Origin of the sequence: Pseudomonas sp. PDM15 (assembly GCF_014851565.1) — a bacterium.
Classification (GTDB): Bacteria; Pseudomonadota; Gammaproteobacteria; order Pseudomonadales; family Pseudomonadaceae; genus Aquipseudomonas.
Genome location: NZ_JACVAA010000003.1, coordinates 503,098 through 527,823, shown reverse-complemented (window position 1 = coordinate 527,823; position 24,726 = coordinate 503,098). Strand labels below are relative to the sequence as shown.

The window sequence follows — 24,726 nt, the reverse complement described above, 5'->3', positions numbered from 1 at the left end:
CTGGCTGGCAGTCAGGGATGAATGAAGGTTTTAGGTAAATGTAGTTTTATTACTACATTTTGTCTTGATGAATCACTTTTGCAGGTGTATTCATATGCCAATGTTTGACGTAAGAATAAATAAAATGACCGTTGACGCGATTGAACCCTGCACCTTCGCCCTGTTCGGCGCCTATGGCGACCTGGCCCTGCGCAAGCTGTTTCCCGCCCTGTACCAGCTCGACCGCGCCGGCCTGCTGCATGCCGACACCCGCATCCTTGCCCTCGGCCGGGAAAGCGGCGAGGGCGCGCAACAGCTGCTGGTGATCGAAGGGCACCTGCAACGCTACGTGCCCGCGGAGGAAATCGACGAGGCGTCCCTGCAGCGCTTCCTCTCCCGTCTCGGCCACCTGACCATGGATTTCCTCAGCGCCGAGGCCTATCCGCTGCTGCTCGAACGGGTCGGCAAGGCGGAGCGGCTGATCGCCTATTTCGCCACCCCGGCCAAGGTCTACGGCGCGATCTGCGCGGGGCTGGCCGAGGTCGGCCTGGCGGAGCGCACCCGCGTGGTACTGGAGAAACCCATCGGCCACGACCTGGAGTCGTCCCGGGCGGTGAACGAGGCGGTGGCCCTGCATTTCCCCGAGGGGCGCATCTATCGCATCGACCATTACCTGGGCAAGGAGACGGTGCAGAACCTGATCGCGCTGCGCTTCGCCAACAGCCTGTTCGAGACCCAGTGGAACCAGCACCACATCAGCCACGTGGAAATCACCGTGGCCGAGCAGGTGGGCATCGAGGGGCGCTGGGGCTATTTCGACCAGGCCGGGCAGCTGCGCGACATGATCCAGAACCACCTGCTGCAGCTGCTCTGCCTGATCGCCATGGATCCGCCCTCGGACCTCTCGGCCGACAGCATCCGCGACGAGAAGGTCAAGGTGCTCAAGGCGCTGGCGCCGATCACCAGCGAGCAGCTGGCGCACCAGGTGGTGCGCGGCCAGTACGTGGCCGGCAGCATCAAGGGCAAGGCGGTGCCGGGCTACCTGGAGGAGGAGAACTCTAACGCCCAGAGCGACACCGAGACCTTCGTCGCCCTGCGTGCCGAGGTGCGCAACTGGCGCTGGTCCGGCGTGCCGTTCTACCTGCGCACCGGCAAGCGCATGCCGCAGAAGCTGTCGCAGATCGTCATCCACTTCAAGGAGCCGCCGCACTACATCTTTTCCCCCGAGCAGCGGCCGATGATCAGCAATCGCCTGATCATCCGCCTGCAGCCGGACGAGGGCATTTCCCTGCAGGTGATGACCAAGGAGCAGGGCCTGGACAAGGGCATGCAGCTGCGCAGCGGGCCGCTGCAGCTGAGTTTTTCCGACACCTACCGCAGTGCGCGCATCCCCGATGCCTACGAGCGCCTGCTGCTGGAAGTGATGAAGGGCAACCAGAACCTGTTCGTGCGCAAAGATGAAATCGAATACGCCTGGCAGTGGTGCGATCAACTGATCGATGGCTGGCAGCGTCAGGGCAGCGCGCCCAAGCCCTATGCGGCAGGAACCTGGGGGCCGACGGCTTCCATTGCATTGATAACCCGTGATGGCAAGGACTGGTATGGCGATCTCTAATCTGCAACTGCCGGCGCAGGTACTCGGCTTCGGCCTGGGCAACGCCGAGCAGCTGGCCGGCGAACTGGCGGTGACCGTCGCCAACGCATTGCGCCTCGCCATCGACGCACGTGGCGCCGCCAGCCTGGTGGTCTCCGGCGGGCGCAGCCCGATTGCCTTCTTCGAGCGCCTGGCGCGCCAGGAACTGGACTGGTCGCGGGTGGCGGTGAGCCTGGCGGATGAGCGCTGGGTGCCGGTCGGCCATGCCGACAGCAATGAAGGCCTGGTGCGCCGCCATCTGTTGCAGGGCGCGGCAGCCAAGGCGCGCTTCATCGGCCTGTATCAATCGGCCGCCACGCTGGAGGGGGCGGCCATGCTGGCGCACCAGGCGTTGGCCGAGCTGCCGCAGCCGATCGATGTGCTGGTGCTGGGCATGGGCGAGGACGGCCATACCGCCTCGCTGTTTCCCGCCAGCGGCAATCTCGACCTGGCGCTGAGCGCCGATTGCGCCCAGCGTTGCCTGCCGATGCACGCGCCCAGCGTGCCGCGTCAGCGCCTGAGCATGCCGCTGGCACTGCTGGCTGGCGCGCGTCTGACCCTGCTCGCCGTACAGGGCCGCGGCAAACTCGACACCCTGCGGCAGGCCCTGGCCGCCGAAGGCGATGCACAGATGCCGATCCGCGCCTTCCTGCGCCGACCTCTCGAAATCTACTGGTGCCCCTGAGCCCGAGGAGCTTGCCATGAGCAGCATTCCGCAACGCAGCGCGAGCCGGCGCGACGCCGTCCCTGACATGGCCGACAAGATCGAGCTGATCGACAACCTGTGCGCCCGTGCGCGCATCCTGCCGGTGATCACCATCGAGCGTGAGGAAGACGTGCTGCCGCTGGCCGATGCCCTGGCCGCCGGCGGCCTGGACACGCTGGAAATCACCCTGCGCTCCGAGCACGGCCTGGGCGCCATCCGCACCCTGCGCGAGCAGCGGCCCAAGCTGTGCGTCGGCGCCGGCACGGTGCTCGACGAGCTGATGCTGGCCGAGGCCGAGGCGGCCGGGGCGCAGTTCATCGTCACCCCCGGCTGCACCGCCGAGCTGCTGCGCGCCGGCGTGTACAGCCCGCTGCCGCTGCTGCCGGGTATCAGCAGCGCCTCGGAAATCATGCTCGGCTACGCCCTCGGCTACCGCCGCTTCAAGCTGTTCCCGGCGGAGATTTCCGGCGGCGTGGCGGCGCTCAAGGCCCTCGGCGGGCCGTTCGGCAACGTGCGTTTCTGCCCCACCGGCGGCGTGACCCCGGACAACGTGCGCAACTACATGGCCCAACCCAACGTGATGTGCGTGGGCGGCACTTGGATGATGGACCGCGACTGGATTCGCCAGGGCGACTGGGCGCGCATCCAGGCGGCCAGCGCCGAAGCCCTGCAGTTGCTGGCCTGAGGCCGGTGCTGCATCTACCGCTAGGAAACCCTAGGAATTGCCCATGAACGAGAGCAAGCGAGACACCGCCCCACGTGACCCGCAGGCCGAGCCGGACCTGCCGCGCGACTTCGATATCCGCGCGCGCTACGCCGAGCAGCAGGAGCTGCTCAACCCGCGCAGCGAAGCGGCGCAGGGCAATGCACCTGCCAGCCGTTCCGCACACTGACCCCATCTCTTTTTCCAGGCCCCGTCATGACCACAGCCAGCCAGCTCGAGCACCTGTTTCCCACCCTCGCCGAGATTCCCGAACGCTACCGCCCGGGCGCGCCCATCGAGCAGCGCGAGTACCTGGTCGACGGCGAGCTGCGCCGCTGGGATGGCCCGCTGGCGACCGTGCGCAGCCCGATCTTCCTGGCCGGCGAGCAGGGCGATGAGCAGGTGGTGCTGGGCAGCACGCCGCTGCTGGATGCCGATGCCGCGCTGATCGCCCTGGATGCCGCCGTGCAGGCCTACGACCATGGCCAGGGGCTGTGGCCGAACCTGCGCGTGGCCGAGCGCATCCAGCATGTCGAGGACTTCCTGGCGCGCATGCGCGAGCAGCGCGAGGCGGTGGTGCGCCTGCTGATGTGGGAGATCGGCAAGTACCTCAAGGACTCGGAGAAGGAGTTCGACCGCACCTGCGACTACATCGTCGACACCATCGAGTCGCTCAAGGAGCTGGACCGCCGCTCCAGCCGCTTCGAGCTGGAGCAGGGCACCCTCGGCCAGATCCGCCGCGTGCCGCTGGGCGTGGCGCTGTGCATGGGACCGTACAACTACCCGCTGAACGAGACCTTCACCACGCTGATCCCGGCGCTGATCATGGGCAATACCGTGGTGTTCAAGCCGGCCAAATTCGGCGTGCTGCTGATCCGCCCGCTGCTCGAGGCGTTCCGCGACAGCTTCCCGCCGGGGGTGATCAACATCATCTACGGCCGCGGCCGCGATACGGTCAGCGCGCTGATGGCCAGCGGCAAGATCGACGTGTTCGCCTTCATCGGCACGCACAAGGGCGCCGCCGACCTGAAGAAGCTGCACCCGCGCCCGCACCGCCTGCGCGCCGCGCTGGGCCTGGATGCGAAGAACCCGGGCATCGTTCTGTCGCAGGTCGACCTGGACAACGCGGTGGACGAGGCGATCACCGGCGCGCTGTCGTTCAATGGCCAGCGCTGCACGGCGCTGAAGATCCTCTTCGTGCATGAGGATGTGCTCGACGCCTTTCTCGAGAAATTCACTGCCAGGCTCGCCGCACTCAAGCCCGGCATGCCCTGGGAGGATGGCGTGGCGCTGACCCCGCTGCCCGAGCCGGGCAAGGTCGACTACCTCAACGGCCTGCTCGACGACGCTATCGCCAAGGGGGCGCGGGTGATCAACCCCGGTGGTGGCGCGCACCGGCAGAGCTTCTTCTACCCGGCGCTGCTCAGCCCGGTGACGCCGGCCATGCGCCTGTACCAGGAGGAACAGTTCGGCCCGCTGGTGCCGGTGGTGCCGTACCGCGAGGTGGAGGAGGTGATCGACTACGTGCTGCACTCGGACTACGGCCAGCAGCTGAGCATCTTCGGCAACGATTCGGCGCAGGTCGGGCGGCTGGTCGATGCCTTCGTCAACCAGGTCGGCCGCATCAACATCAACGCCCAGTGCCAGCGCGGCCCGGACAGTTTCCCGTTCAACGGCCGCAAGAACTCCGCCGAGGGCACCCTCTCGGTGCAGGACGCCCTGCGCGTGTTCTCCATCCGTACCCTGGTGGCGACCCGTTTCAACCCGCAGAACAAGGCGCTGGTCAGCGAGATCATCCGCAACCGCGAGTCGGGCTTCATCACCACCGACTACATTTTCTGACTCGGTGCGCAGCCGCGGCTAGTGGAAGTCGCGGCTGCGCACGTCCAGGCCGTCGAGTAGCGGCGTGAGGTCGTGCAGGCGTCCGGCGATCACGTGGCGCACGCCGCTGGCCTGTTCCAGATGGCCGTCCACCTGCATCAGCCGCGAGCCCACCAGTACGCGGCGCTGGCGCTCGGCCAGTTCGAGGCGCACCACCACGTTGAGCATGCCGTGCTCGTCTTCCAGGGTGACGAAGGTGATGCCGCTGGCGGTCTGCGGCCGCTGCCGGCCGATGACCAGGCCGGCGACCTTGACCAGGCGCCCGTTGCTGAGTCCATCCAGCTCCCGCGAACTGCGGCAGCGCCGCGCGCGCAGGTCGTCGCGCAGCAGGGTCAGCGGGTGCGGGCCCAGGGTGGTGCCGATGGTGGCGTAGTCGGTCTGCACGTCCTCGCCCTGGCTCGGCTGCGGTAGCTGCACTGGCGTCTCGTCGGCGGCCGGCAGATCGGCGAACAGCGGCGCCTGGCGCTCCACACCGGCGATCGCCCAGCGCGCCTGGTGGCGATGACCGACCAGGCCCTGCAGGGCGCCGGCATCGGCCAGCAGGGCGCGGCAGCGGTCGTCGAGGTCGACGCGCAGGCAGAGATCGGCGATATCGCTGAAGGGCTGCATCTGGCGGACCTGTTCCAGGCGCTGCGCCTGTTCGTCGCGCAACCCACGGATCAGGCGCAAACCCAGGCGCAGGGCGGGTTGTCCATCCGCGCCGGGCTCCAGGCTGCAATCCCAGTTGCTGTGGCGCACGTCCAGCGGGCGGATCTCGACCTGATGCCGGCGAGCGTTCTGCAGCAGCTGGTCCGGGCTGTAGAAGCCCATCGGCCAGCTGTTGATCAGCGCGCAGACGAAGGCCGCCGGTTCGTGGCACTTGAGCCAGCTGCTGGCATAGGTGAGCAGGGCGAAGCTGGCCGAGTGGGACTCGGGGAAGCCGTAGTTACCGAAGCCCTTGATTTGCTCGAAGATGCGCGCGGCAAATTCGGCGCTGTAGCCGCGCGCCAGCATGCCCTCGGTTAGCCGCTGCTGGTGCGGCTCCAGGCCGCCGCGGCGCTTCCAGGCGGCCATGCAGCGGCGCAGGTCGTCGGCCTCGCCGTGGGTATAGCCGGCGGCGACCACCGCCAGCTCCATCACCTGCTCCTGGAACAGCGGCACGCCCAGGGTGCGCTCGAAGACCTTTTTCAGCTCCTCGCTGGGGTAGGTCACTGCCTCTTCGCCATTTCTGCGGCGCAGGTAGGGGTGGACCATGTCGCCCTGGATCGGCCCTGGGCGGACGATGGCCACCTCGATCACCAGGTCGTAGAACTTCTCGGGTTTCAGCCGCGGCAGCATGGCCATCTGCGCCCGCGATTCGATCTGGAACACGCCGATGGTGTCGGCGCGGCTGATCATCTCGTAGGTGGCCTGGTCCTCCTGGGGTAGCGTGGCCAGGGTCCAGCGCTGGCCGCGGTAGTGGGCGATCAGGTCGAAGCAGCGGCGCAGGGCGGTGAGCATGCCCAGGGCCAGCACATCGACCTTGAGCAGGCCGACCTCGTCCAGATCGTCCTTGTCCCACTGGATCATCGTGCGCTCGGCCATGGTGGCGTTTTCCACCGGCACCAGTTCGCTCAGCGGCTGCTCGGAGATGACGAAGCCGCCGGGGTGTTGCGACAGGTGGCGGGGAAAGCCGATCAGCGCCTCGGTTAGCGCCAGCACCCGGCGCAGCGCCGGACTGTCCGGGTCGAAGCCGGCCTCGCGCAGGCGCTCGGGCGGCGGCAGGCGGTCGGTCCAGCGGCCACAGCAGTCGGCCAGGGCGCCTTGTTGTTCTGCCGGCAGACCGAGGGCCTTGGCCACGTCACGGATGGCGCCGGCGCCGTGGTAGGTGTTGACCACGGCGGTGAGGGCGGCGCGGTCGCGGCCATAACGGCGGAACACGTACTGGATGACCTCCTCGCGGCGCTCGTGCTCGAAGTCCACGTCGATGTCCGGCGGCTCGTTGCGCTCGCGCGACAGGAACCGCTCGAACAGCAGGTTGGTGCGGCCCGGATCGAGCTCGGTGATGCCGAGCACGAAGCACACCGCCGAGTTGGCCGCCGAGCCCCGGCCCTGGCAGAGGATGTGCTGGCTGCGGGCGTAGGCGACGATGTCGTGCACGGTGAGGAAGTAGCTCTCGTACTCCAGCTCGGCGATCAGCTGCAGCTCCTTCTCCAGCTGGTCGCGGACCTTCTGTGTCGCACCATCCGGCCAGCGCTTGCGCATGCCTTGCTCGACCAGGTGGCGCAGCCAACTGGTCGGCGTCTCGCCCTTGGGCACCACTTCGTGCGGGTACTGGTAGCGCAGTTCGCTCAGGTCGAAATGGCAGCGCTCGGCGATCCGCAGGCTTTCCTCCAGCAGCTCCGGCGGGTACAGCGTGCATAGCTCCGCCGGAGTGCGCAGATGGCGCTCGCCGTTGCTGAACAGATGCTGGCCGGCCTCGGCCACGCACAGGTGGTGGCGGATGGCGGTCATGCAGTCCTGCAGGGCGCGGCGGCCACGGGCGTGCATGTGCACATCGCCGCAGGCCACGGCGGGAATGCCGGTGTGCTCGGCCAGTGCCAGCAGCTCGGTCAGGCGCGAGGCATCGTCCGGGCCGCGGTGCAGCTCCACGCCCAGCCACAGACGCTGGGGGAACAGCGTCTGCAGCCAGTGGCCGTCCTGCGTGCTGTCACGCTCGGGCAGCCACAGCGCCAGCAGGCCCTCCAGCGGCGCCGACAGGTCCTCACGCAGCAGGCGATAGCTGCCCTTGTCGGCACGCCGGCGGGCGCGGGTGATCAGCTGGCACAGGCGCTGGTAACCCGCCAGGTTCTCCACCAGCAGAACCAGCTTGGGGCCGTTGTCGATGCGCAGCTCGCAGCCGACGATCAGGGGTACACCGCTTTCCTTGGCCGCCTGCCAGGCGCGCACGATGCCGGCCAGGCTGCATTCGTCGGTGATCGCCAGGGCGCGATAGCCCAGGCGCCGGGCGCGCTCGAACAGTTCCAGGGCGCTGGAGGCGCCGCGCTGGAAGCTGAAGTTGGACAGGCAGTGCAGCTCGGCATAAGCGCTCATGCGAACCACCCGTGCAGCTGGAACGGCTCGTCCGTGCCGACGCTGCGGAACACCCAGGCGCGCTGGCCGTTGCGGGTTTCCACCAGGTAGTAGTCGCGGCGCAGGTCGCCACCGTCCCACCAGCCGGATTCGATGCGCTCGGGGCCGGCGAGGATGCGCGCCAGCGGTTCGCGCAGCGGTTGTGGCTCGTGCAGCAGCCAGCCCGGACGCGGCCGATCGACGAGAGGCATGGCCTTGCCGGAGAGAGGGCGCCAGGCGTGTTCGGGGCGTGAGTCGGCGTGGGCGTTGAGACCGTGCAGGGCCTCATCGCCGAGGCGGGCGCGCAGGCGCTCGCGCAGCTGTTCCCAGCTCTGGTTCTGCTGGGGGCGTGGATCGAACAGCTCGCGGCATTCGGGTACGAAGGCCGGCAGGTCACGGGCCGTCAGTGCCAGGGCCAGCACCGGCGCGGGCAGTTGCAGCTGCTCCAGGCGCACGCGGGTTAGCTCGAAGAGCAGGCCAGCGTCGCGTTCGGCCGCGAGCAGGCCGACCTTGAGCTCGGTGGCCACGCCGCTGCGGTGCTCCAGGGTCAGGCTGAAACGCTGCACGCCACCGTCGCGGCTGGCCAGGTAGGCCGCCAGGTCGCCCAGCGCGCGGCGCAGCGGAAACAGCAGGGCCTGGTGCGAGGCAACCTCGAAGTTCAGCTCGATGCGCGTGCTGAACTCGTCCGGCGGCAGATAGAAGTCCAGCCCCAGCGGGCGGTGGCCGAGCAACTGGTCCAGGTGCCCCAGCAGCTGGGATGGAAAGCGCCTGGCCAGGCCTTCGCGCGGCAACTCCAGCACCTGGCGCAGCTGGCGCAGGCCCATGCGTGCCAAAGCGCCGGCCATCTCGCCGGGCAGGCCGGCGCGGTTGACCGGCAGCTGAGCGATGGCCTGGGGCAGTTGCCGCTCGTCGACGGCCAGGCCGGCGTGGACATTGGCCAGGGCCCGCGCGGCGGCCGGGTTGGGCGCCAGAACGATGCGATGGCGATAGCCCAGGGCATCCAGTTCCGTGCGCAGCCGTTGCTCCAGGCGGGGCCAGGGGCCGAGCAGGGCCAGGCTGGAATGCACCTCCAGCAGCAGGGCGCGCGGATAGTGCAGGCTGACCTGCGAGCTGAAACGGTAGGCCCAGGCGGCGAGGAACTGCTGGCAGCGCTCCACGGCGGCCAGGTCGTAGTCGGCAGTGGCGAAGTCGCGACTGAGCAGCTGGGCGGCGTTCAGCGCCATGCCGGGGCGCAGGCCGAGTTCGCGCGCCGCCGGGTTGAGCGCCTGCAGCACGCGGCGATTGGCCGGCCCGCTGAGCAGTGCCAGCGGCGCCTGCGGATCGTCGCGCTGGCGCAGTGCGTGGTCCAGCGCCAGTTGCGGCAGGAGAATGCAGGCCCAGCGCATCTCGGCCTCAGAGCGCGATGGCGCGCGCCGGCGCCAGGCCGCCGCGGCACTTGAGCACGCGCACTTGCGCCGGCCCCTCCAGCAACAGGCGTAGGGCGGCGGGCGAGGGGTTATGGGCGGCACTGGCCGGACGATAGGCGAAACCCAGGGTCTGCCCGGTTTCGGCGGCTACCTGCAGGCGGCGCAGGGCGCGGTCGCTGGCCTGGCTCGGCCAGCACAGCACGGCGCCGCAACTGCCGGAGCGCAGGCACTGCTCTGCGGCCCACAGGGCGTCTTCCTCGTTGGTGCGCACGATCTCCAGGCAGTGCAGGTCGATACCGGCCAGCTGCCAGGCCGGCGCGTAGGGTAGGAAGGGGGGGGCGATCAGGACCAGGCGCTCGCCGGCCTGGCTCAGGCGCGCCAGGGTCGGCCACAGCAGGTGCAGCTCGCCCAGGCCCGGCCTGGGCAGGAGGATTTCGCTGAGCGCCGCCTCTGGCCAGCCGCCGCTGGGCAGGGCGGCGTCCAGGCGGCTATGGCCACTGGGTTGCAGGCCGCTGGGTTGGCCTTGGGGTTGCCCCTTCCAGACGCGGCGCTCGTCGAGCAGACGATCCAGGGCGATGACCGATGCATTCATGAGGAGCACCGGGAAGAAGGAGTGGGGAGGGTGGGCATGGCAGTGTCGCTAAAATACTGTATATAAAAACAGTATTTGATAAGGCGCACCTCTACAAGTCCGCTCCGATGAGGGGTGCTGTCTACGGCGGATGCAATTTACCCGGTGCTCCGCTAGGATTAGCCACTTCCGCTTTCCCAGCCGCGACGGTTTTTCATGAGTTATCAGGTTCTTGCACGTAAATGGCGCCCGCGCAGCTTCCGCGAGATGGTTGGCCAGACCCATGTGCTCAAGGCCCTGATCAACGCCCTGGACAGCCAGCGTCTGCACCACGCCTACCTGTTCACCGGTACCCGCGGCGTGGGCAAGACCACCATCGCGCGGATCATCGCCAAGTGCCTGAACTGCGAAACCGGCATCAGCTCCACGCCTTGTGGCACCTGCTCGGTCTGCCGTGAGATCGACGAGGGCCGCTTCGTCGACCTGATCGAAGTCGACGCCGCGAGCCGTACCAAGGTCGAGGACACCCGCGAGCTGCTGGAGAACGTGCAGTACGCACCGAGCCGCGGGCGCTACAAGGTCTACCTGATCGACGAAGTGCACATGCTCTCCACGCACTCGTTCAACGCGCTGCTCAAGACCCTCGAAGAGCCGCCACCCCACGTCAAGTTCCTGCTCGCCACCACCGACCCGCAGAAGCTGCCGGTCACCATCCTCTCGCGCTGCCTGCAGTTCTCCCTGAAGAACATGCCGCCGGAGCGGGTGGTCGAGCACCTGACCCATGTGCTGACCGCCGAGAACATTCCTTTCGAGGAAGACGCCCTGTGGCTGCTTGGCCGCGCCGCCGATGGCTCGATGCGCGACGCCATGAGCCTCACCGACCAGGCCATCGCCTTCGGCGAAGGCAAGGTGGTGGCGAGCGATGTGCGCTCGATGCTCGGCACCCTCGATCACGGCCAGGTCTACGGCGTGCTGCATGCGCTGCTGGAAGGCGATGCCCGTGCGCTGCTCGAAGCGGTGCGCCACCTGGCCGAACAGGGCCCGGACTGGAACGGCGTGCTCTCGGAAATGCTCAACGTGCTGCACCGCGTGGCCATCGCCCAGGCGCTGCCGGAGGCCGTGGACAACGGCCAGGGTGACCGCGACAAGGTGCTGGCGCTGGCCCAGGCGTTGCCGGCCGAAGACGTGCAGTTCTACTACCAGATGGGCCTGATCGGCCGCCGCGACCTGCCGCTGGCGCCGGAGCCGCGCGGTGGCTTCGAGATGGTGCTGCTGCGCATGCTGGCGTTCCGCCCGGCCGATGCCGATGGTGCGCCAAGGTCACCGCTAAAGAATCTGGGGATCAGCAAGGCCACAGCTGATTCCGACAAGACCCCGGTGGCCGGCGCAGCCCCCGTTGCCGCGCCGGCCGCTATCGTTGCTCCGGTTGCTCCGGTTGCTGCGCAGCCTGCGCCCGTCGCCCAGCCTGCCGCGGCTCCGGCTCCGGCTCCGGCTCCGGCTCCGGTGGCTGCTGCCCCTGCGCCCGTACCTGCACCTGCTCCCGTCATCGCGGCGCCGCCGGCCGAGTCGGCGGCAATGGTCGAGGCGCTTGCTGAGCCTGCCGTGGCCGTCGATGTGCCCTGGGAAACTGCCGCCGAGGAGAGCCTGCCGGTAGCTCCGACGCAGGTTCCGGCCGTGCCCCAGACTGTTATCGTCGAAGCTCCTGCCGAGACGCCGGTGGCGCTACCGCTGGGCGAGTCGACGGCGCAGGTGGTCGATACGGCTCCGAGCGCTCCGGTCGCCAGCGAGGCCGACGATGACGACGAGCCGCCACCTGGTGACTACGACTACTACGAGCCCGATGCGGACAGCCTCGACTACGATTTCGATGCGCCGGCCCAGCCGGAGGCCGCCGTGGCAGAGCCGCTGCCGGCCGCGCAACCGGCCACCGGCCTGGCCGCCGAGTGGCTCGACCTGTTCCCGCGCCTGGGGCTGTCCGGCATGACCGGCAGCATCGGCGCCAACTGCACCCTGATCGAAGCCAATGGCGACGACTGGCTGCTGCACCTGGACCCGGCGCACAGCGCGCTGTTCAATGCCACTCAGCAGCGTCGTCTGAACGACGCGATGAACCAGCACCTGGGGCGCCCCCTCAACCTGCGCATCGAGCTGGTTCGCCCGGAACAGGAAACCCCGGCCCAGGCCGCTTCGCGCAAGCGCACCGAACGCCAGCGCCAGGCGGAGCAGTCGATCCACGACGACCCGCTGGTGCAGCAGATGATCCAACAGTTCGGCGCGTCGATCCGCGCCGACTCCATCGAACCCTTGAACACTTGAGGACAGCATCATGATGAAAGGCGGCATGGCAGGCCTGATGAAACAGGCGCAGCAGATGCAGGAAAAAATGCAGAAGATGCAGGAAGAGCTGGCCAACGCCGAAGTCACCGGCCAGTCCGGCGCCGGCCTGGTGAGCGTGGTGATGACCGGTCGCCACGACGTCAAGCGCATCACCCTGGACGACAGCCTGATGCAGGAAGATAAGGAGGTGCTGGAAGACCTGATCGCCGCCGCGGTGAACGATGCCGTGCGCAAGGTCGAGCAGAACAGCCAGGAGAAGATGTCCGGCATGACCGCAGGTATGCAGCTCCCGCCCGGCTTCAAGATGCCGTTCTAAACCGGGCCGCCCAGTCGACGCACATGGCTGCGTTGCTCAAAGGCGCGGGCATCCTCATTTACGCCAGTAAACTCCGGTGCCCACGCCTTTTCGCGCCTTGCCCTGCACGTCGCCTGAACGCCCCCTTACTCCGTGCTGCTCCTTTCTCATAGCGACACTTATCCATGAGCTTCAGCCCGCTGATCCGCCAACTGATCGATTCGCTGCGCCTTCTCCCCGGTGTCGGGCAGAAGACAGCGCAGCGCATGGCGCTGCAGTTGCTGGAGCGCGACCGCAGCGGCGGCATGCGCCTGTCGCAGGCGCTGGCGGCGGCCATGGAGGGGGTTGGGCACTGCAAGCGCTGCCGTACCCTGAGCGAGGACGAGCTGTGCCCGCAGTGCAGCGACCCGCGCCGCGACGACGCGCTGCTGTGCGTGGTCGAGGGGCCGCTGGATGTGTTCGCGGTGGAGCAGACCGGCTATCGCGGGCGCTACTTCGTCCTCAAGGGCCACCTGTCACCGCTGGATGGCCTGGGCCCGGAAGCCATCGGCATTCCCGAGCTGCTGGCGCATATCGGCGCCAGCCAGTACGGCGAAGTGATCCTCGCCACCAACCCGACGGTGGAAGGCGAGGCCACCGCCCACTACATCGCGCAGATGCTCAACGGCAAGGGCATCGTCCTGTCGCGCATCGCCCACGGCGTGCCGCTGGGTGGCGAGCTGGAGCTGGTGGATGGCGGTACCCTGGCCCATGCCCTGGCCGGGCGCCGGCCGATCTCCGGCTGATTCAGCCGCGCGCCAGCATCCGCAGCGCGGCGTCATCCATCTCGTAGGCGATCCATTTCTGCACCGGGCGACCGCCCAGGCGCTGGTAGAAGCTTTCGGCGCGCGTATTGCCGGCCAGCACATCCCAGTGCAGGCGTCCGGCGCCTTGTCCGCGGGCCCAGTGCGCCAGCTCTACCAGCAACCGCCGGCCCAGCCCTGACGAGCGCCGGGCGGGGCGCACGTACAGCTCCTTGAGCCGGGCCGTGGGCCGCAGGTCGTAGGTGAACGGAATCAGCAGCGCCAGCGCATAACCGAGCAGCTCGCCTTCGGCCTCGGCGACGAATACCTGGCACTGTGCGGTGGGGCCGAAGGCGCGCTGGCGCAGCGCCTGTTCGTCCACGGCGAACTGCGCCAGGTAGTCCTCGAACGCCGCCAGTTCGCGCATCTGCGTCAGCAGCATGGGCACGTCCGCCAGGCAGGCGGCACGTACCCGCACGGGGCTCAGCATGCGCAGCTGACGCTCTGCGGCGCGGTGCTCGGCTGGGCATCGCCGCCGACCAGGCTCAGGCCCTCGTCGAGCCAGCCGGTGACGCCGCCGATCATCTCCTTCACCGCGTAGCCGAGGTTGGCCAGGCGCACGGCCGCGTGGTGCACGCCGTTGCAGTGCGGGCCGGCGCAGTAGACGACGAACAGCGTGTTGCGCGGGAACTCGGCCATGCGCTCGGCGCTCATCAGGCGGTGCGGCAGGTTGAGCGCGCCCGGTACGTGGCCGGCGGCGTAGGCCGCCTCGCCGCGCACGTCGAGCAGGACGAAGTCGACCTGGCCCTCCTGCTGGCTGTGGTGGACGTCCGAGCAATCGGTCTCGAAGCTCAGGCGCTGGCTGAAGTGCATCAGGGCGACGGCGTAAGGGGCGGCGGAGAACTGACTGACCAGGCTCATGGTGGAACTCCTCGTGGTGGGGGATGGCGCCACTGTATGAGTCGCCGCCACTCGGCTACAGTGGCGGCTCGGACAGCTATCGGAAATTTTCCGCCAATGCGCAACGACCCCGGCCTGGTGGCCATTCTCGCCTACGACGGCCTGTGTACCTTCGAATTCGGCATCGCCGTGGAGATCTTCGGCCTGGCCCGGCCGGAGTTCGATTTCCCTTGGTATCGCCATCGCATCGTCGGTCTCGACGAGGGACCGATGCGCGCCATGGGCGGCATCCGGGTGCTGGCCGATGCCGGCCTGGAAGGCTTGGCCGAGGCGCGCACCATCATCATTCCCGGCTGGCGCGACCGTGCCGAGCTGCCGCCGCCAGCGTTGCTGGATGCCCTGCGCGAGGCCCACGGGCGCGGCGCGCGGTTGCTGTCGATCTGCTCCGGGGTGTTCGTGCTGGCGGCCAGCGGCCTGCTCGACGGCCAGCGCGCCACCACTCACTGGCGCTACACGGATGAACTGGCGCAGCGCTACCCGGCCATCGAGGTGGATCCGCAGGTGCTGTATGTCGACGCCGGCCAGCTGATCACCTCGGCCGGCAGCGCCGCCGGCATCGATGCCTGCCTGCACCTGGTAGCGCGCGACTTCGGCAACCAGGTGGCCAACCGCGTGGCCCAGCGCCTGGTGATGGCGCCACAGCGTGCCGGCGGTCAGGCCCAGTTCATCCCCGCACCGGTGGCGCATTCGTCGCGGCATGACCTGTCCGGCCTGCTGGAATGGGTGCGCCAGCGCCTCGACCAGCCGCTGGAGGTCAGCCAGCTGGCGGTGCGGGTGGCGATGAGCGAGCGCACCTTCCTGCGCCGTTTCGGCGCGGCCACCGGCATGACGCCCAAGGCCTGGCTGCAGCACGAGCGCCTGGCCCGTGCCCGCGAGCTGCTGGAAGGTGGCGCGCAGAGCGTCGAGCGCATCGCCGAGCAGTGCGGCTATCGCACCGTGGAGAGCTTCCGCATCGCCTTCCGCAATCACCTGGGATTGCCACCGAGCGCTTATCGCGAGCGATTCGGCAAGCACGGCAAAAAAGCGCAGACGACGCTGGCGGAAAACACTTGAGAAGCATTACCATTCGCGCCATCTCAACGCCCAGTGGCAGACGTTTTCCATGGCGCTCAGCGCGGCCTCTCAGCAGCAAGCCCTTCAACAGCTCTATGTCGACCATCACGGCTGGTTGCACGGCTGGCTGCGCCAGCGCATGGGCTGCGCGCAGAACGCCGCGGACCTGGCCCAGGACACCTTCCTGCGTCTGCTGAGAAAGGAGCGCGACCTCACGCCGCTGCGCGATCCGCGCGCCTACCTGTCGACCATCGCCCACTCGCTGCTGGTCAACCACTGGCGGCGCCTGGCCATCGAGCGCGCCTACCTGGAATCCCTGGCCCTGCAACCGGAGCAGTACGCGCCGTCGCCGGAGCAGCGCGAGCTGATCATGGCCACCCTGCTGCAGATCGACGCCATGCTGCGCCGCCTGCCGGGCAAGGTGCGCGACGCCTTCCTGATGGCCCAGCTGGATGGCCTGACCTACGGGCAAATCGCCGTGAAGCTCGGTGTGTCCGAGCGCATGGTGAAGAAGTACATGGCTCAGGCCATGCTGCACTGCCTGACCCTGGCGCAGGACTGAATCATGGCCGGCAGCGCTTCCCCGATCGACTTCGTCGTGCTGCAACAGGCGGCTGACTGGTTCGCCCTGCTGCGCGACGAGCGCGCCAGCGAGCTGGACCGCCAGGCCTGGCAGCGTTGGCTGGAGGCCCAGCCGCAGCATCGCCAGGCCTGGCAGCGGGTGGAGAGCATCAGCGGCCAGTTCGAGCGTCTGCCGCAACGCCAGGCGGCGCGTTCGGCGCTGCAGGCGCGCGGCGTGGACCGGCGCCAGGCGCTCAAGGTGCTGTCGATCATCGGTGGCGGCAGCCTGCTGGCGCTGACTAGCCGCACGCTGCCCTGGCAGCACTGGCAGGCCAACCAGCGCACGGCGGTGGGCGAGGTGCTCGGCAGCCAGCTGGCCGATGGCAGCCGCCTGTGGCTGAACACCGACAGCGCGCTGGACGTGGACTTCACCGCCGAACTGCGGCGCCTGGCGCTGTACCGTGGCGAGGTGCTGGTCGAGGCGGCCGACGATGCCCGCCCGCTGTGGCTGGAAACCGCCCACGGGCGCCTGCGGGTGCAGGGCGGGCGTTTCGCCGTGCGTCAGCAGGACGATGGCTACCTGGTCTCGACCCAGGTCGGCGCGCTGGAGATTCTCGGTGCGCGCCGGCAGAGCCTGGTGGCGGGGCAGCAGGCCTATTTCGATGCCCAGTGGGTGGACCGCCCGGCGCCGCTGCGCCAGGGCCAGCAGGCCTGGACCCACGGCATCCTGCAGGCCGACGACATGCCGCTGGGCCAGTTCATCGCCGAGTTGTCGCGCTATCAGCACGGCCACCTGGGCTGTGACCCGCAGGTGGCCGATCTGCGCCTGGTCGGCGCCTTCCCCCTGGCCGAGCCGGAGCGCATCTATGCCGCCCTGGAGGCCAGCCTGCCGGTGCGCGTGGTGCGCCGGCTGCCCTGGTGGATCAGCATCGAACCACGCAACGCCGCTGCAGTTTGAGTGCAGGCGAAAATATTTTTCATTTGCGGTTCCCCTTTTTTCATCTCGCCTGGCTCCAGGGGCAAAAGGGCGATTTCGCCCGGCCATTGTTTACGAGACCCAGGGGATTTCCATGCGTAGCACCATCAACCGTCCGGCTCCTCAGACCCTGCGCCGCGCCATTCGCGCCGCCGTGCTGGCCATGCCGCTGGCCGCCCTGCAGCCGGCCCTGATTGGCCAGGCGCATGCCGCCGAAGCCGAGCAGAGCCTGCGCAGCTACGCCATTGCCGCCGGTCCGCTGTCCAGCGCCCTGAGCCAGTTCGCCGGCGAGGCGGAGATTCTCCTGGCGGTCGATGGCCAGCTCACCGCCGGCAAGCAGAGCCAGGGCCTGCAGGGCCAGTATTCGGTGGACGAAGGCCTGGCCAAGCTGCTGCAAGGCAGCGGCCTGCAGGTGGTGCGCGACGCCAGCGGCGGCTACTCGCTGAGCGCGGCAGGTGAGGGCGGTGCCAGCCTGTCGCTGGAAACCACCGAAGTCGAAGGCTTCGCCCTGGGCAACGCGCTGGGCAGCATGGACGGCTACAACGCCACCCACAGCAGCGTGGCGACCAAGACCAGCAAGGAGCTGGTGAAGACCTCGCAGAGCGTCTCCGTGGTGACTGCCGCGCAGATCGAGGAACAGGGCTCGCGCACCGTCGCCGAGGCCACGCGCTACACCGCCGGCGTGCTCACCAACCCCTACGGCAACACCCACCGCTACGACTACCTGGCCATGCGCGGGATCAACGACGGCTCGGTGGACAACATCATCATCGACGGCCTGAAGTCCATGGGTGATCCCGGCTCGTTCACCAGCCTGCAGATCGACCCGTACTTCATCGAGCGCATCGACGTGCTCAAGGGCCCATCCTCGGTGCTCTACGGCCGCAGCAACCCGGGCGGCCTGGCGGCGCTGACCACCAAGCGTCCGGAGTTCGAACAGGCTGCGCGCATCGACGTGTCCTACGGCAGCCACGACTACAAGCAGACCGCCTTCGACGTCACCGGCCCGCTCAACGACAACATCGCCTACCGCCTGGTCGGCCTGGCCAAGGACGCCGACGTTCAGGTCGACCATGTCGAGGAAACCCGCTACGCGCTGATGCCCAGCCTGATGCTCAACCTGGGCGAGGACACGCTGCTCAACCTCTACGCCTATCTGCAGCACGACCCGAACGGCGGCTACCACGGCAGCGTCCCGGCCTCCGGCACCCTGCACAAGCGCAATGGCGAGCGCATCTCCGGCAGCTTCTTCGAGGGCGATCCGAGCGTCGAGGAGTTCACCCGCACCCAGCAGATGCTCGGCTACGAGCTGGAGCACCGCTTCAACGACACCTGGAGCGCGCGGCAGAACTTCCGCTACCTGGACGCCAGCAGCGACAACAGCCAGGTGTGGGGCAACGGTTATGTGAGCGCCACCAGCAACGAGCTGGCCCGCGGCTTCAGCGGCGGCGAGGAGAACCTGCACGCCTGGATCGTCGACAACATGCTGCAGGCCGAATTCGCCACCGGCGCGGCGCAGCACACGGTCGTCACCGGCCTGGACTACCAGTACTCGAAGAACAAGGTGCGCTACGACCGCGACTACACCAGCGTCGGCCCGATCGACGTGTTCGACCCGGTCTACGACAACAACGACCTGGCCGATCTGGCCACCGTCAGCGATGCCCTGCGCCGGCAGAAACAGGCTGGTCTCTACGTGCAGGACCTGATCGAACTGGGCGGCTGGAACTTCACCGCCGGCCTGCGTCAGGATTGGTACGACGTGTCCATCGACGACTACCAGCAGGGCACCAAGGACGCCAACACCGGCGACAAGCTCAGCGGCCACCTCGGCGTGCTCTACGCCTTCGAAAATGGCCTGTCGCCGTACCTGAGCTACTCCACCTCGTTCAACCCCACGTCCAACTACTCCGACGGCGCGCAGATCCTCAAGCCGACCACCGGCGAGCAGTGGGAGGCCGGCCTGAAGTTCCAGCCGCCGGGCACCGACGACCTGTACACCATCTCCTTCTTCACCATCGAGATGGAGAACCTGTTCGCCAAGGAAAACAGCTTCACCGACAGCTACGAATACAAGGGCGTCGGCGGCATCGACTCCAATGGCGTGGAGCTGGAGGCCCGCGTGCAGGTCACCGACAACCTGCAGCTGATGGGCAGCTACACCTACAACGACGTGGAGTACAGCAAGTCCTACTTCATCTTCGCCGACTCCAGCTACACCACTGTGGTAGATGCCAAGGGCAACACGCCGTACCAGACCCCCGAGCAGATGGCCAGCCTGTGGGCCGACTACGGCTTCAAGGATGGCCTGCTGGCCGGTCTGAGCATCGGCGCCGGCGCGCGCTACGTGGGCGAGAGCGAGGGCAGCGACCTCAACGACTTCCAGGTGCCGTCCTACACCCTGTTCGATGCGTCGGTCAGCTATGACCTGGCCAACGTCGGCCTGCAGGGCACCTCGGTGCGGGTCAACGCCAACAACCTCACCGACGAGTACTACGTGGCCTCCTGCTACTCGGCCAATGCCTGCTACCTGGGCGAGGAACGTACCGTGGTGGCCACCGTCACCCAGAAATTCTGATGCGCTGAAGCGGCCGCCGCCTCGCAAGAGACGGCGGCTTTCTGCTGTTTGCGAGACGGGAAAACATCATGCGCAACGTTCTGGTTCTGCTGCACCGCTACCTGGGCCTGGCCACGGCGATCTTCCTCGCCCTTGCCGGCCTCACCGGCAGCGTGCTGGCCTTCCACCACGAGCTGGACGAGTGGCTCAACCCGCAGTTCTACCAGACCGACCACGCCGCCACGGTGCGCATGGACGGGCCGAGTCTGATCGAGCGGCTGGAGGCCGAGCACCCGCAGCGCCTGGTCTGGTACATGGAGCAGCCGGACGAACCCGGCCATTCGGCGCTGCTGGCCACCGTGCCGCGCACCGATCCGGCCAGCGGCCAGCCTTATCCGCTGGCGCCGCGGGTGTTCTATCTCGACCCGGCCAACGGCCAGGTGCTGGGCGAGCGGGAGTGGGGTGCCTGCTGCTTCTCCCGCGAGAACTTCGTGCCCTTCATCCTCGAGTTCCATTACAACCTCAGCCTGCCGGGCAACTGGGGCATCTGGCTGATGGGCATCATCGCCATCCTCTGGACCCTCGATTGCCTGGTCTCGCTGTGGCTGACCCTGCCGCGCGGCCGGCCGTTCTGGCGCAAGTGGGGCAAGGCCTGGAAGATCAAGCGCCAGCGCCTCAACCACGATGTGCACCGCGCCGGCGGCCTGTGGCTATGGCTGCTGCTGACGCCGGTAGCGGTGAGCAGCGTGGCGATGAACCTGCCGGCCGAGGTGTTCAAGCCGGTGGTGTCGCTGTTCTCCGAGGTGCCGCTAAGTACTTACGAAGCACGCGGGCGGCTGGCCAAGGAGGAGCTCGGCGAGCTGAAGCTGGATTACCGCCAGGCCTATGCGCTGGCGCGGGAGGAGGGTGACCGCCTGGGACTGCATGCGCCGATCACCGAGCTGTACTACAGCTTCGAGTACAACTTCTTCGGTGCCGGCTTCGGCGACCACGCCAGCGACGAGGGCAACGCCTGGGTCTTCGTGCATGGCCAGGATGGCAGCGTGATCGGTCGCGAGATTCCTGGCGTGGGCACGCTCGGCGAGCGCTTCTACCAGCTGCAGCTGCCGATCCACGGCGGGCGCATCCTCGGCTTCCCCGGGCGCGTGCTGATCGCCGTGCTGGGGCTGGCCATCGCGGTGCTCAGCGTCACTGGCATGGTCATCTGGTGGCGCAAACAGCGTGCGCGGCGCTCTGCCGGGCGCCGCGCCGAAGCTGCTGTGCTCACTTGAGGCCGGTGAAGGCCGGGGCGTGCTCGCGGTAGTAGTGCAGGGCGTCGACGAAGCGCTCGGCCTGCGGGCGGTCGGCGAGGCGGAACTCACGCAGGGTGTCGCCATTCGGGCCATTCAACTGCACGCGATAGCCGAGCCCGCTGCGGCGCAGCTCAATGGTATCGAGCGAGTTGAAGTAGATGCGCTCGCGGATGTCCTGCGGCGTACCGGCGGCCGAGTCGTGCTCGCTGCGAAAGCCCAGGTAGCGGCTGTCCAGGTAGGCCGAGATGGAGTTCTGGGCGGCGGGCTGCTGCTCCGCCACCTCGGTGATCACCGCATAGGCCTCGCGTTCGGAAATGGCCTGGGGCTGGTAGTCCTGGCGGGTCACGCAGCCCGCCAGGAGGCAGGCAAAGATGGCGATCCAGATGGCGCGCATTTTTCCTCTCCATGGCAGCGCTGGGGACTTTCCGGCGCCCAAGCCGGTCATAGCGTCGGCGGCCATCCGCTGCCAAGATGGCGGCCCACCGTTCCCCCCGAACTACTCCTGGTAAATCCGTGACTTCTGCGCTTCTACGATCCGCTGCGCTGCTCCTCGTCCTGGGAGCGCCGCTTGGCGCCTCTGCCGCCTGCCCCGTGGGGCAGATGGAAATCTGCTTCAACAGCTGCATCTGCGTGCCGGAGTTCGAACAGGTCCGCAAGGAAGTGCTCGGTACCGCGGCGGTGACGCTGGAGCGCTGGATTCTGCAGTCCCGCGATACCGCGCTGACTTCCGGCACCCAGCCGATTCCGCCGGGCATCCGCGCTCAGCTGCTGCCCTATTACGACAACGTGCTGCTGGATACGGTTCGCTTTCGCGTCGGCGCACTCGACGAGCTGGACGTGGCCAGCACCATGCTGCAGAACCCGGATATCCAGGCGGTGACGCTGGTCGATGTGGTGGTATTCCGCAACCAGGAGGACGCCGAACTCGACGTCGCCCTCTGGGCCCATGAGCTGTGGCACGTGAAGCAGTATCGCGAGTGGGGTTCGACCGGCTTCGCCCAGCGCTACACCCACGACTTCAATGCCGTGGAGGCGCCGGCCTACGACATGCAGATTCAGGTGGCACGGGCGCTGCGGGCGCAATAATCCGCAGCAGCTTGAAAACCAAGCAAGCGCTCGGTTAGGGTGGCGAAAACAACAATCGGGAGCCACCCACATGTCCGCCTTCCAGGAATACTTCGACCCATCCCATCAGCTGGTCCGCGATTCGGTGCGCCGCTTCATCGAGCGCGAAGTCCTGCCCCACGTGGCGGACTGGGAGGAGGCCGAGGAATTCCCCCGCGAGCTGTACCGCAAGGCCGGCGCCGCCGGCATCCTCGGTATCGGTTACCCGGAACAGTACGGTGGCAGTCATGAGGGCGACCTGTTCGCCAAGGTAGCGGCCAGCGAAGAGCTGATGCGCTCTGGCTCCGGTGGCCTGGTCGCCGGCCTCGGCTCGCTGGATATCGGCCTACCGCCGGTGGTCAAGTGGGCCAAGCTGGCGCTGCGCGAGCGCGTGGTGCCCGAAGTGCTGGCCGGCGAAAAGATCATGGCCCTCGCCGTGACCGAACCTTCCGGCGGCTCCGACGTGGCCAACCTCAAGACCCGCGCCGTGCGCGATGGCGACTTCTATCGCGTCACCGGCAGCAAGACCTTCATCACCAGCGGCGTGCGCGCCGACTACTACACCGTGGCCGTGCGCACCGGTGGCGAAGGTTTCGGCGGCGTCAGCCTGCTGTTGATTGAGAAGGGCACGCCCGGTTTTACCGTCGGCCGCTCGCTGAAGAAGATGGGCTGGTGGGCCTCGGACACCGCCGAGCTGTTCTTCGACGACTGCAAGGTGCCGGTGGAGAACCTGATCGGCGCGGAGAACATGGGCTTCGCCTGCATCATGGCCAACTTCCAGAGCGAGCGCCTGAGCCTGGCACTGATGGCCAACATGACCTCGCAGATGGCATTGGAGGAGGCCCTGGCCTGGGCCCGCGAACGCGAGGCCTTCGGCAAGCCGATCGGCAAGTTCCAGGTGCTCAAGCACCGCCTGGCCGAGATGGCCACCCAGCTGGAAGTCTCCCGCGAGTTCACCTACCGCCAGGCCGCCAAGATGGCCGCCGGCAAGAGCGTGATCAAGGAAATCTCCATGGCCAAGAACTTCGCCACCGACGTGGCCGACCGCATCACCTACGACGCCGTGCAGATCCTCGGTGGTATGGGCTACATGCGCGAGAGCCTGGTGGAGCGCCTGTACCGCGACAACCGCATCCTCTCCATCGGCGGCGGCTCGCGCGAGGTGATGAACGAGATCATCAGCAAGCAGATGGGACTCTGAGCGGCGCCTTCTGGACAGTGTGATGGCCAATTAGTAGCCTCGCCCGAAGCGCCTCGATCAAGGCGCAGGGCTTTGCCGTAGCCATGTCGTGTTTGCTTTTTCCTTTCTGCCGTTTCTGTTTGGCATGACCTCAGGAAAACATCGACTTGCGGAGCGACAAGGAATGTTATGCATCATGAAGAGCGATCCGCGTAATGGATGACCTTCTATTTAGATTCTCCCAGTTCTCCGATATCGCATCTGTTGCAGTGGCCTTCGCGGCAGTAGCGTTTTCAGTGCTTGCCGCGCTCAGATCGGGCGCACTACGCACAGTCCGATTCGGACCGCTCGAGATTGAGGCTGCAGCTAAGGGCGTGGCAGAGGCGCGCGAAATAGTTAAATCAATAAGCTCACCCGACTCCCAGAAGCTTCCCTTTGAAACGGAGCAACTCGCGAACTATTACGCCCAAGTTCTGGGGCAGTCCAAAGTCAGCTTCTGGTTCAGCTTGGTATTCGCGTCTGTAGGCTTCTTGATTATCGTATTGGCGGCCTTTATGCACGCGAACGCTGAATCTAGCTCCACAATTGCGCGCTTCATTGCCGGCGGTATTGTCGATGCAGTAGCAGCACTGTTTTTCGTACAGTCCAAGAGAGCTCAGGAGTCTATGGCGGATTTCTTTGATAAATTGAGACGTGATCGAAACCATATGGAAGCACGCAAGCTGTGCGAGGGCCTTGAAGCCAAAGAAGCTCGGGATGCATTGAAAGTTCGGCTCGCACTTCACTACGCTGAAGTTGCATCCCCTGATTCAATCGCCGAATCAATCATCAAAAGCTGCCTTCAGCGCCCGAGCTGAGCATGTTGCATAACAATGCGCTCAAATCGCTCGTTCCACTCGCTGGGGCCGATGAAGCCGGCCCCTTAGCTTAATCGTTAGATTATTTATGACTGAAGATCCCAGAATCCAGCCACTTCTTGAGTGGAATCGGCTAGCTCGTGAAAACGCTGAGAATGCCATCGTATCCTCTATGTTCGGAGCTGTTGCTTGCGCAATTGAGCCGATTGAAAAGCTTTCCACATGGCTACTCGTTGGCGCCGCAGCCGTAGCCTCATTCCTAATCACCAACTCAGACAAAATAATTCCTATCCTAGGGAAAAATGGTTTTTTAGTTTGCGGCGGCCTGCTATGTGCATCCTGTCTATTTGGAATTCTTGCCAAAATGACCGCGCTTAGGTCAAGCGTAGCCAGCCAAACAAACCTGGCCGTCACGGAGACTTTTAAAGAGCATCTAATCAACTACGAAAGAGAAGAGCAGAAAATCCAAGAAGACGCAGAGCTCTGGGGAATCAATATACAAACTGGAGTCCGCCTAGAGAGAATACTATCTGAGTTCTCAAAGCCGCTACCTTGGTGGGCAAAGCTTTTGATTAAGTGGAAGATGAAAAGGCACGGTAACAACCCACAAATTGCGTATTTACCACTTATCAACAATCTAACCTGGCTTGGTTACTTCACCACAGCACAATCGGCAGCCATTTTAGCTTTTCTCATCGCTGGCTTTGTGTATGCCGCAGCAATCTAACAATTGGATCAAGTCGTTCGCTAGCAGAGCTTGCGGCCGCCCCCCTATCCAAACGTTATGAACCAATTAAGGAAATCGCATGAAGTGGTATGCAGAC

At 66.6% G+C, this 24,726-nt stretch carries 23 protein-coding genes; 17 read left to right on the top strand and 6 right to left on the bottom strand.

What is annotated here, in order from left to right:
• Positions 1-124: 124 nt before the first annotated feature.
• The 5 genes from zwf (at position 125) to IB232_RS10355 (ending at position 4,863) form a co-directional block, all read left to right on the top strand.
• The gene (gene zwf / locus IB232_RS10375) at positions 125-1,594 is read left to right on the top strand and encodes a glucose-6-phosphate dehydrogenase (RefSeq protein WP_192398412.1); all 1,470 of its coding nucleotides are present in this window, start codon (positions 125-127) and stop codon (positions 1,592-1,594) included.
• Entirely contained in the window at positions 1,581-2,297 is a 717-nt protein-coding gene (pgl, locus tag IB232_RS10370; RefSeq protein ID WP_192398411.1) for a 6-phosphogluconolactonase, read from the top strand. The genes zwf and pgl overlap by 14 nt, the downstream gene beginning before the upstream one ends.
• Before the next feature lie 67 nt (positions 2,298-2,364).
• Positions 2,365-3,003, top strand: coding sequence for a bifunctional 4-hydroxy-2-oxoglutarate aldolase/2-dehydro-3-deoxy-phosphogluconate aldolase (locus tag IB232_RS10365; RefSeq protein WP_192398730.1), 639 nt, complete (start codon positions 2,365-2,367; stop codon positions 3,001-3,003).
• A gap of 43 nt (positions 3,004-3,046) precedes the next feature.
• Entirely contained in the window at positions 3,047-3,211 is a 165-nt protein-coding gene (locus tag IB232_RS10360) for a hypothetical protein (RefSeq protein WP_192398410.1), read from the top strand.
• A gap of 26 nt (positions 3,212-3,237) precedes the next feature.
• Positions 3,238-4,863, top strand: a complete 1,626-nt coding sequence (locus tag IB232_RS10355) for an NADP-dependent glyceraldehyde-3-phosphate dehydrogenase (protein WP_192398409.1) — start codon at positions 3,238-3,240, stop codon at positions 4,861-4,863.
• Positions 4,864-4,881: 18 nt separating this feature from the next.
• On the opposite strand, the gene IB232_RS10350 is transcribed toward IB232_RS10355, so the two are convergent.
• From IB232_RS10350 to imuA, 3 genes are read right to left on the bottom strand one after another with little or no spacing between them, the layout of a single operon-like run.
• Positions 4,882-7,953, bottom strand: a complete 3,072-nt coding sequence (locus IB232_RS10350) for an error-prone DNA polymerase (protein WP_192398408.1) — start codon at positions 7,951-7,953, stop codon at positions 4,882-4,884.
• Positions 7,950-9,356 carry a Y-family DNA polymerase gene (locus IB232_RS10345; RefSeq protein ID WP_192398407.1) on the bottom strand — a complete coding sequence of 469 codons (1,407 nt, stop codon included), beginning with the start codon at positions 9,354-9,356 and terminating at the stop codon, positions 7,950-7,952. Before IB232_RS10345 ends, IB232_RS10350 begins: the two co-directional genes overlap by 4 nt.
• 7 nt (positions 9,357-9,363) lie before the next feature.
• Positions 9,364-9,969 (bottom strand): translesion DNA synthesis-associated protein ImuA, encoded by a 606-nt coding sequence (imuA, locus tag IB232_RS10340; RefSeq protein ID WP_192398406.1) that lies wholly within the window; start codon positions 9,967-9,969, stop codon positions 9,364-9,366.
• Between the two features lie 195 nt (positions 9,970-10,164).
• Here imuA and dnaX point away from each other — a divergent pair, with 195 nt between their 5' ends.
• From dnaX to recR, 3 genes are all read left to right on the top strand, one after another.
• Positions 10,165-12,264 (top strand): DNA polymerase III subunit gamma/tau, encoded by a 2,100-nt coding sequence (gene dnaX / locus IB232_RS10335; RefSeq protein ID WP_192398405.1) that lies wholly within the window; start codon positions 10,165-10,167, stop codon positions 12,262-12,264.
• Between the two features lie 10 nt (positions 12,265-12,274).
• Positions 12,275-12,601 (top strand): YbaB/EbfC family nucleoid-associated protein, encoded by a 327-nt coding sequence (locus IB232_RS10330; RefSeq protein ID WP_003460931.1) that lies wholly within the window; start codon positions 12,275-12,277, stop codon positions 12,599-12,601.
• A gap of 164 nt (positions 12,602-12,765) precedes the next feature.
• Entirely contained in the window at positions 12,766-13,365 is a 600-nt protein-coding gene (gene recR / locus IB232_RS10325; protein WP_142134249.1) for a recombination mediator RecR, read from the top strand.
• A gap of 1 nt (position 13,366) precedes the next feature.
• On the opposite strand, the gene IB232_RS10320 is transcribed toward recR, so the two are convergent.
• Entirely contained in the window at positions 13,367-13,852 is a 486-nt protein-coding gene (locus IB232_RS10320) for a GNAT family N-acetyltransferase (RefSeq protein ID WP_192398404.1), read from the bottom strand.
• A complete protein-coding gene (locus tag IB232_RS10315) occupies positions 13,846-14,283 on the bottom strand; it encodes a rhodanese-like domain-containing protein (protein WP_192398403.1) in 438 nt (145 codons plus the stop codon). The genes IB232_RS10320 and IB232_RS10315 overlap by 7 nt, the downstream gene beginning before the upstream one ends.
• Positions 14,284-14,379: 96 nt before the next feature.
• Here IB232_RS10315 and ftrA point away from each other — a divergent pair, with 96 nt between their 5' ends.
• From ftrA to IB232_RS10290, 5 genes are all read left to right on the top strand, one after another.
• Positions 14,380-15,375 (top strand): transcriptional regulator FtrA, encoded by a 996-nt coding sequence (gene ftrA / locus IB232_RS10310; protein ID WP_192398402.1) that lies wholly within the window; start codon positions 14,380-14,382, stop codon positions 15,373-15,375.
• Between the two features lie 49 nt (positions 15,376-15,424).
• Complete coding sequence (locus tag IB232_RS10305; protein WP_192398401.1) at positions 15,425-15,937, top strand: sigma-70 family RNA polymerase sigma factor; 513 nt, start codon at positions 15,425-15,427, stop codon at positions 15,935-15,937.
• Positions 15,938-15,940: 3 nt separating this feature from the next.
• The gene (locus IB232_RS10300) at positions 15,941-16,894 is read left to right on the top strand and encodes a FecR domain-containing protein (RefSeq protein WP_192398400.1); all 954 of its coding nucleotides are present in this window, start codon (positions 15,941-15,943) and stop codon (positions 16,892-16,894) included.
• Between the two features lie 112 nt (positions 16,895-17,006).
• Positions 17,007-19,490 (top strand): TonB-dependent siderophore receptor, encoded by a 2,484-nt coding sequence (locus IB232_RS10295; RefSeq protein ID WP_192398399.1) that lies wholly within the window; start codon positions 17,007-17,009, stop codon positions 19,488-19,490.
• 68 nt (positions 19,491-19,558) lie between these two features.
• Complete coding sequence (locus IB232_RS10290; RefSeq protein WP_192398398.1) at positions 19,559-20,740, top strand: PepSY-associated TM helix domain-containing protein; 1,182 nt, start codon at positions 19,559-19,561, stop codon at positions 20,738-20,740.
• On the opposite strand, the gene IB232_RS10285 is transcribed toward IB232_RS10290, so the two are convergent.
• Positions 20,733-21,155 carry a hypothetical protein gene (locus tag IB232_RS10285; protein ID WP_192398397.1) on the bottom strand — a complete coding sequence of 141 codons (423 nt, stop codon included), beginning with the start codon at positions 21,153-21,155 and terminating at the stop codon, positions 20,733-20,735. The two genes, IB232_RS10290 and IB232_RS10285, sit on opposite strands and share 8 nt — an antisense overlap.
• Before the next feature lie 119 nt (positions 21,156-21,274).
• On the opposite strand from IB232_RS10285, the gene IB232_RS10280 reads away from it, so the two are divergent.
• The 4 genes from IB232_RS10280 (at position 21,275) to IB232_RS10265 (ending at position 24,629) form a co-directional block, all read left to right on the top strand.
• The gene (locus tag IB232_RS10280; RefSeq protein WP_412547722.1) at positions 21,275-21,847 is read left to right on the top strand and encodes a DUF4157 domain-containing protein; all 573 of its coding nucleotides are present in this window, start codon (positions 21,275-21,277) and stop codon (positions 21,845-21,847) included.
• 70 nt (positions 21,848-21,917) lie between these two features.
• On the top strand, positions 21,918-23,066 hold the full coding sequence (locus IB232_RS10275; protein WP_192398395.1) for an acyl-CoA dehydrogenase family protein: 1,149 nt from the start codon (positions 21,918-21,920) through the stop codon (positions 23,064-23,066).
• A gap of 194 nt (positions 23,067-23,260) precedes the next feature.
• On the top strand, positions 23,261-23,902 hold the full coding sequence (locus tag IB232_RS10270; RefSeq protein WP_192398394.1) for a TRADD-N-associated membrane domain-containing protein: 642 nt from the start codon (positions 23,261-23,263) through the stop codon (positions 23,900-23,902).
• Between the two features lie 88 nt (positions 23,903-23,990).
• Positions 23,991-24,629, top strand: coding sequence for a hypothetical protein (locus IB232_RS10265; RefSeq protein WP_192398393.1), 639 nt, complete (start codon positions 23,991-23,993; stop codon positions 24,627-24,629).
• Positions 24,630-24,726: the final 97 nt, after the last annotated feature.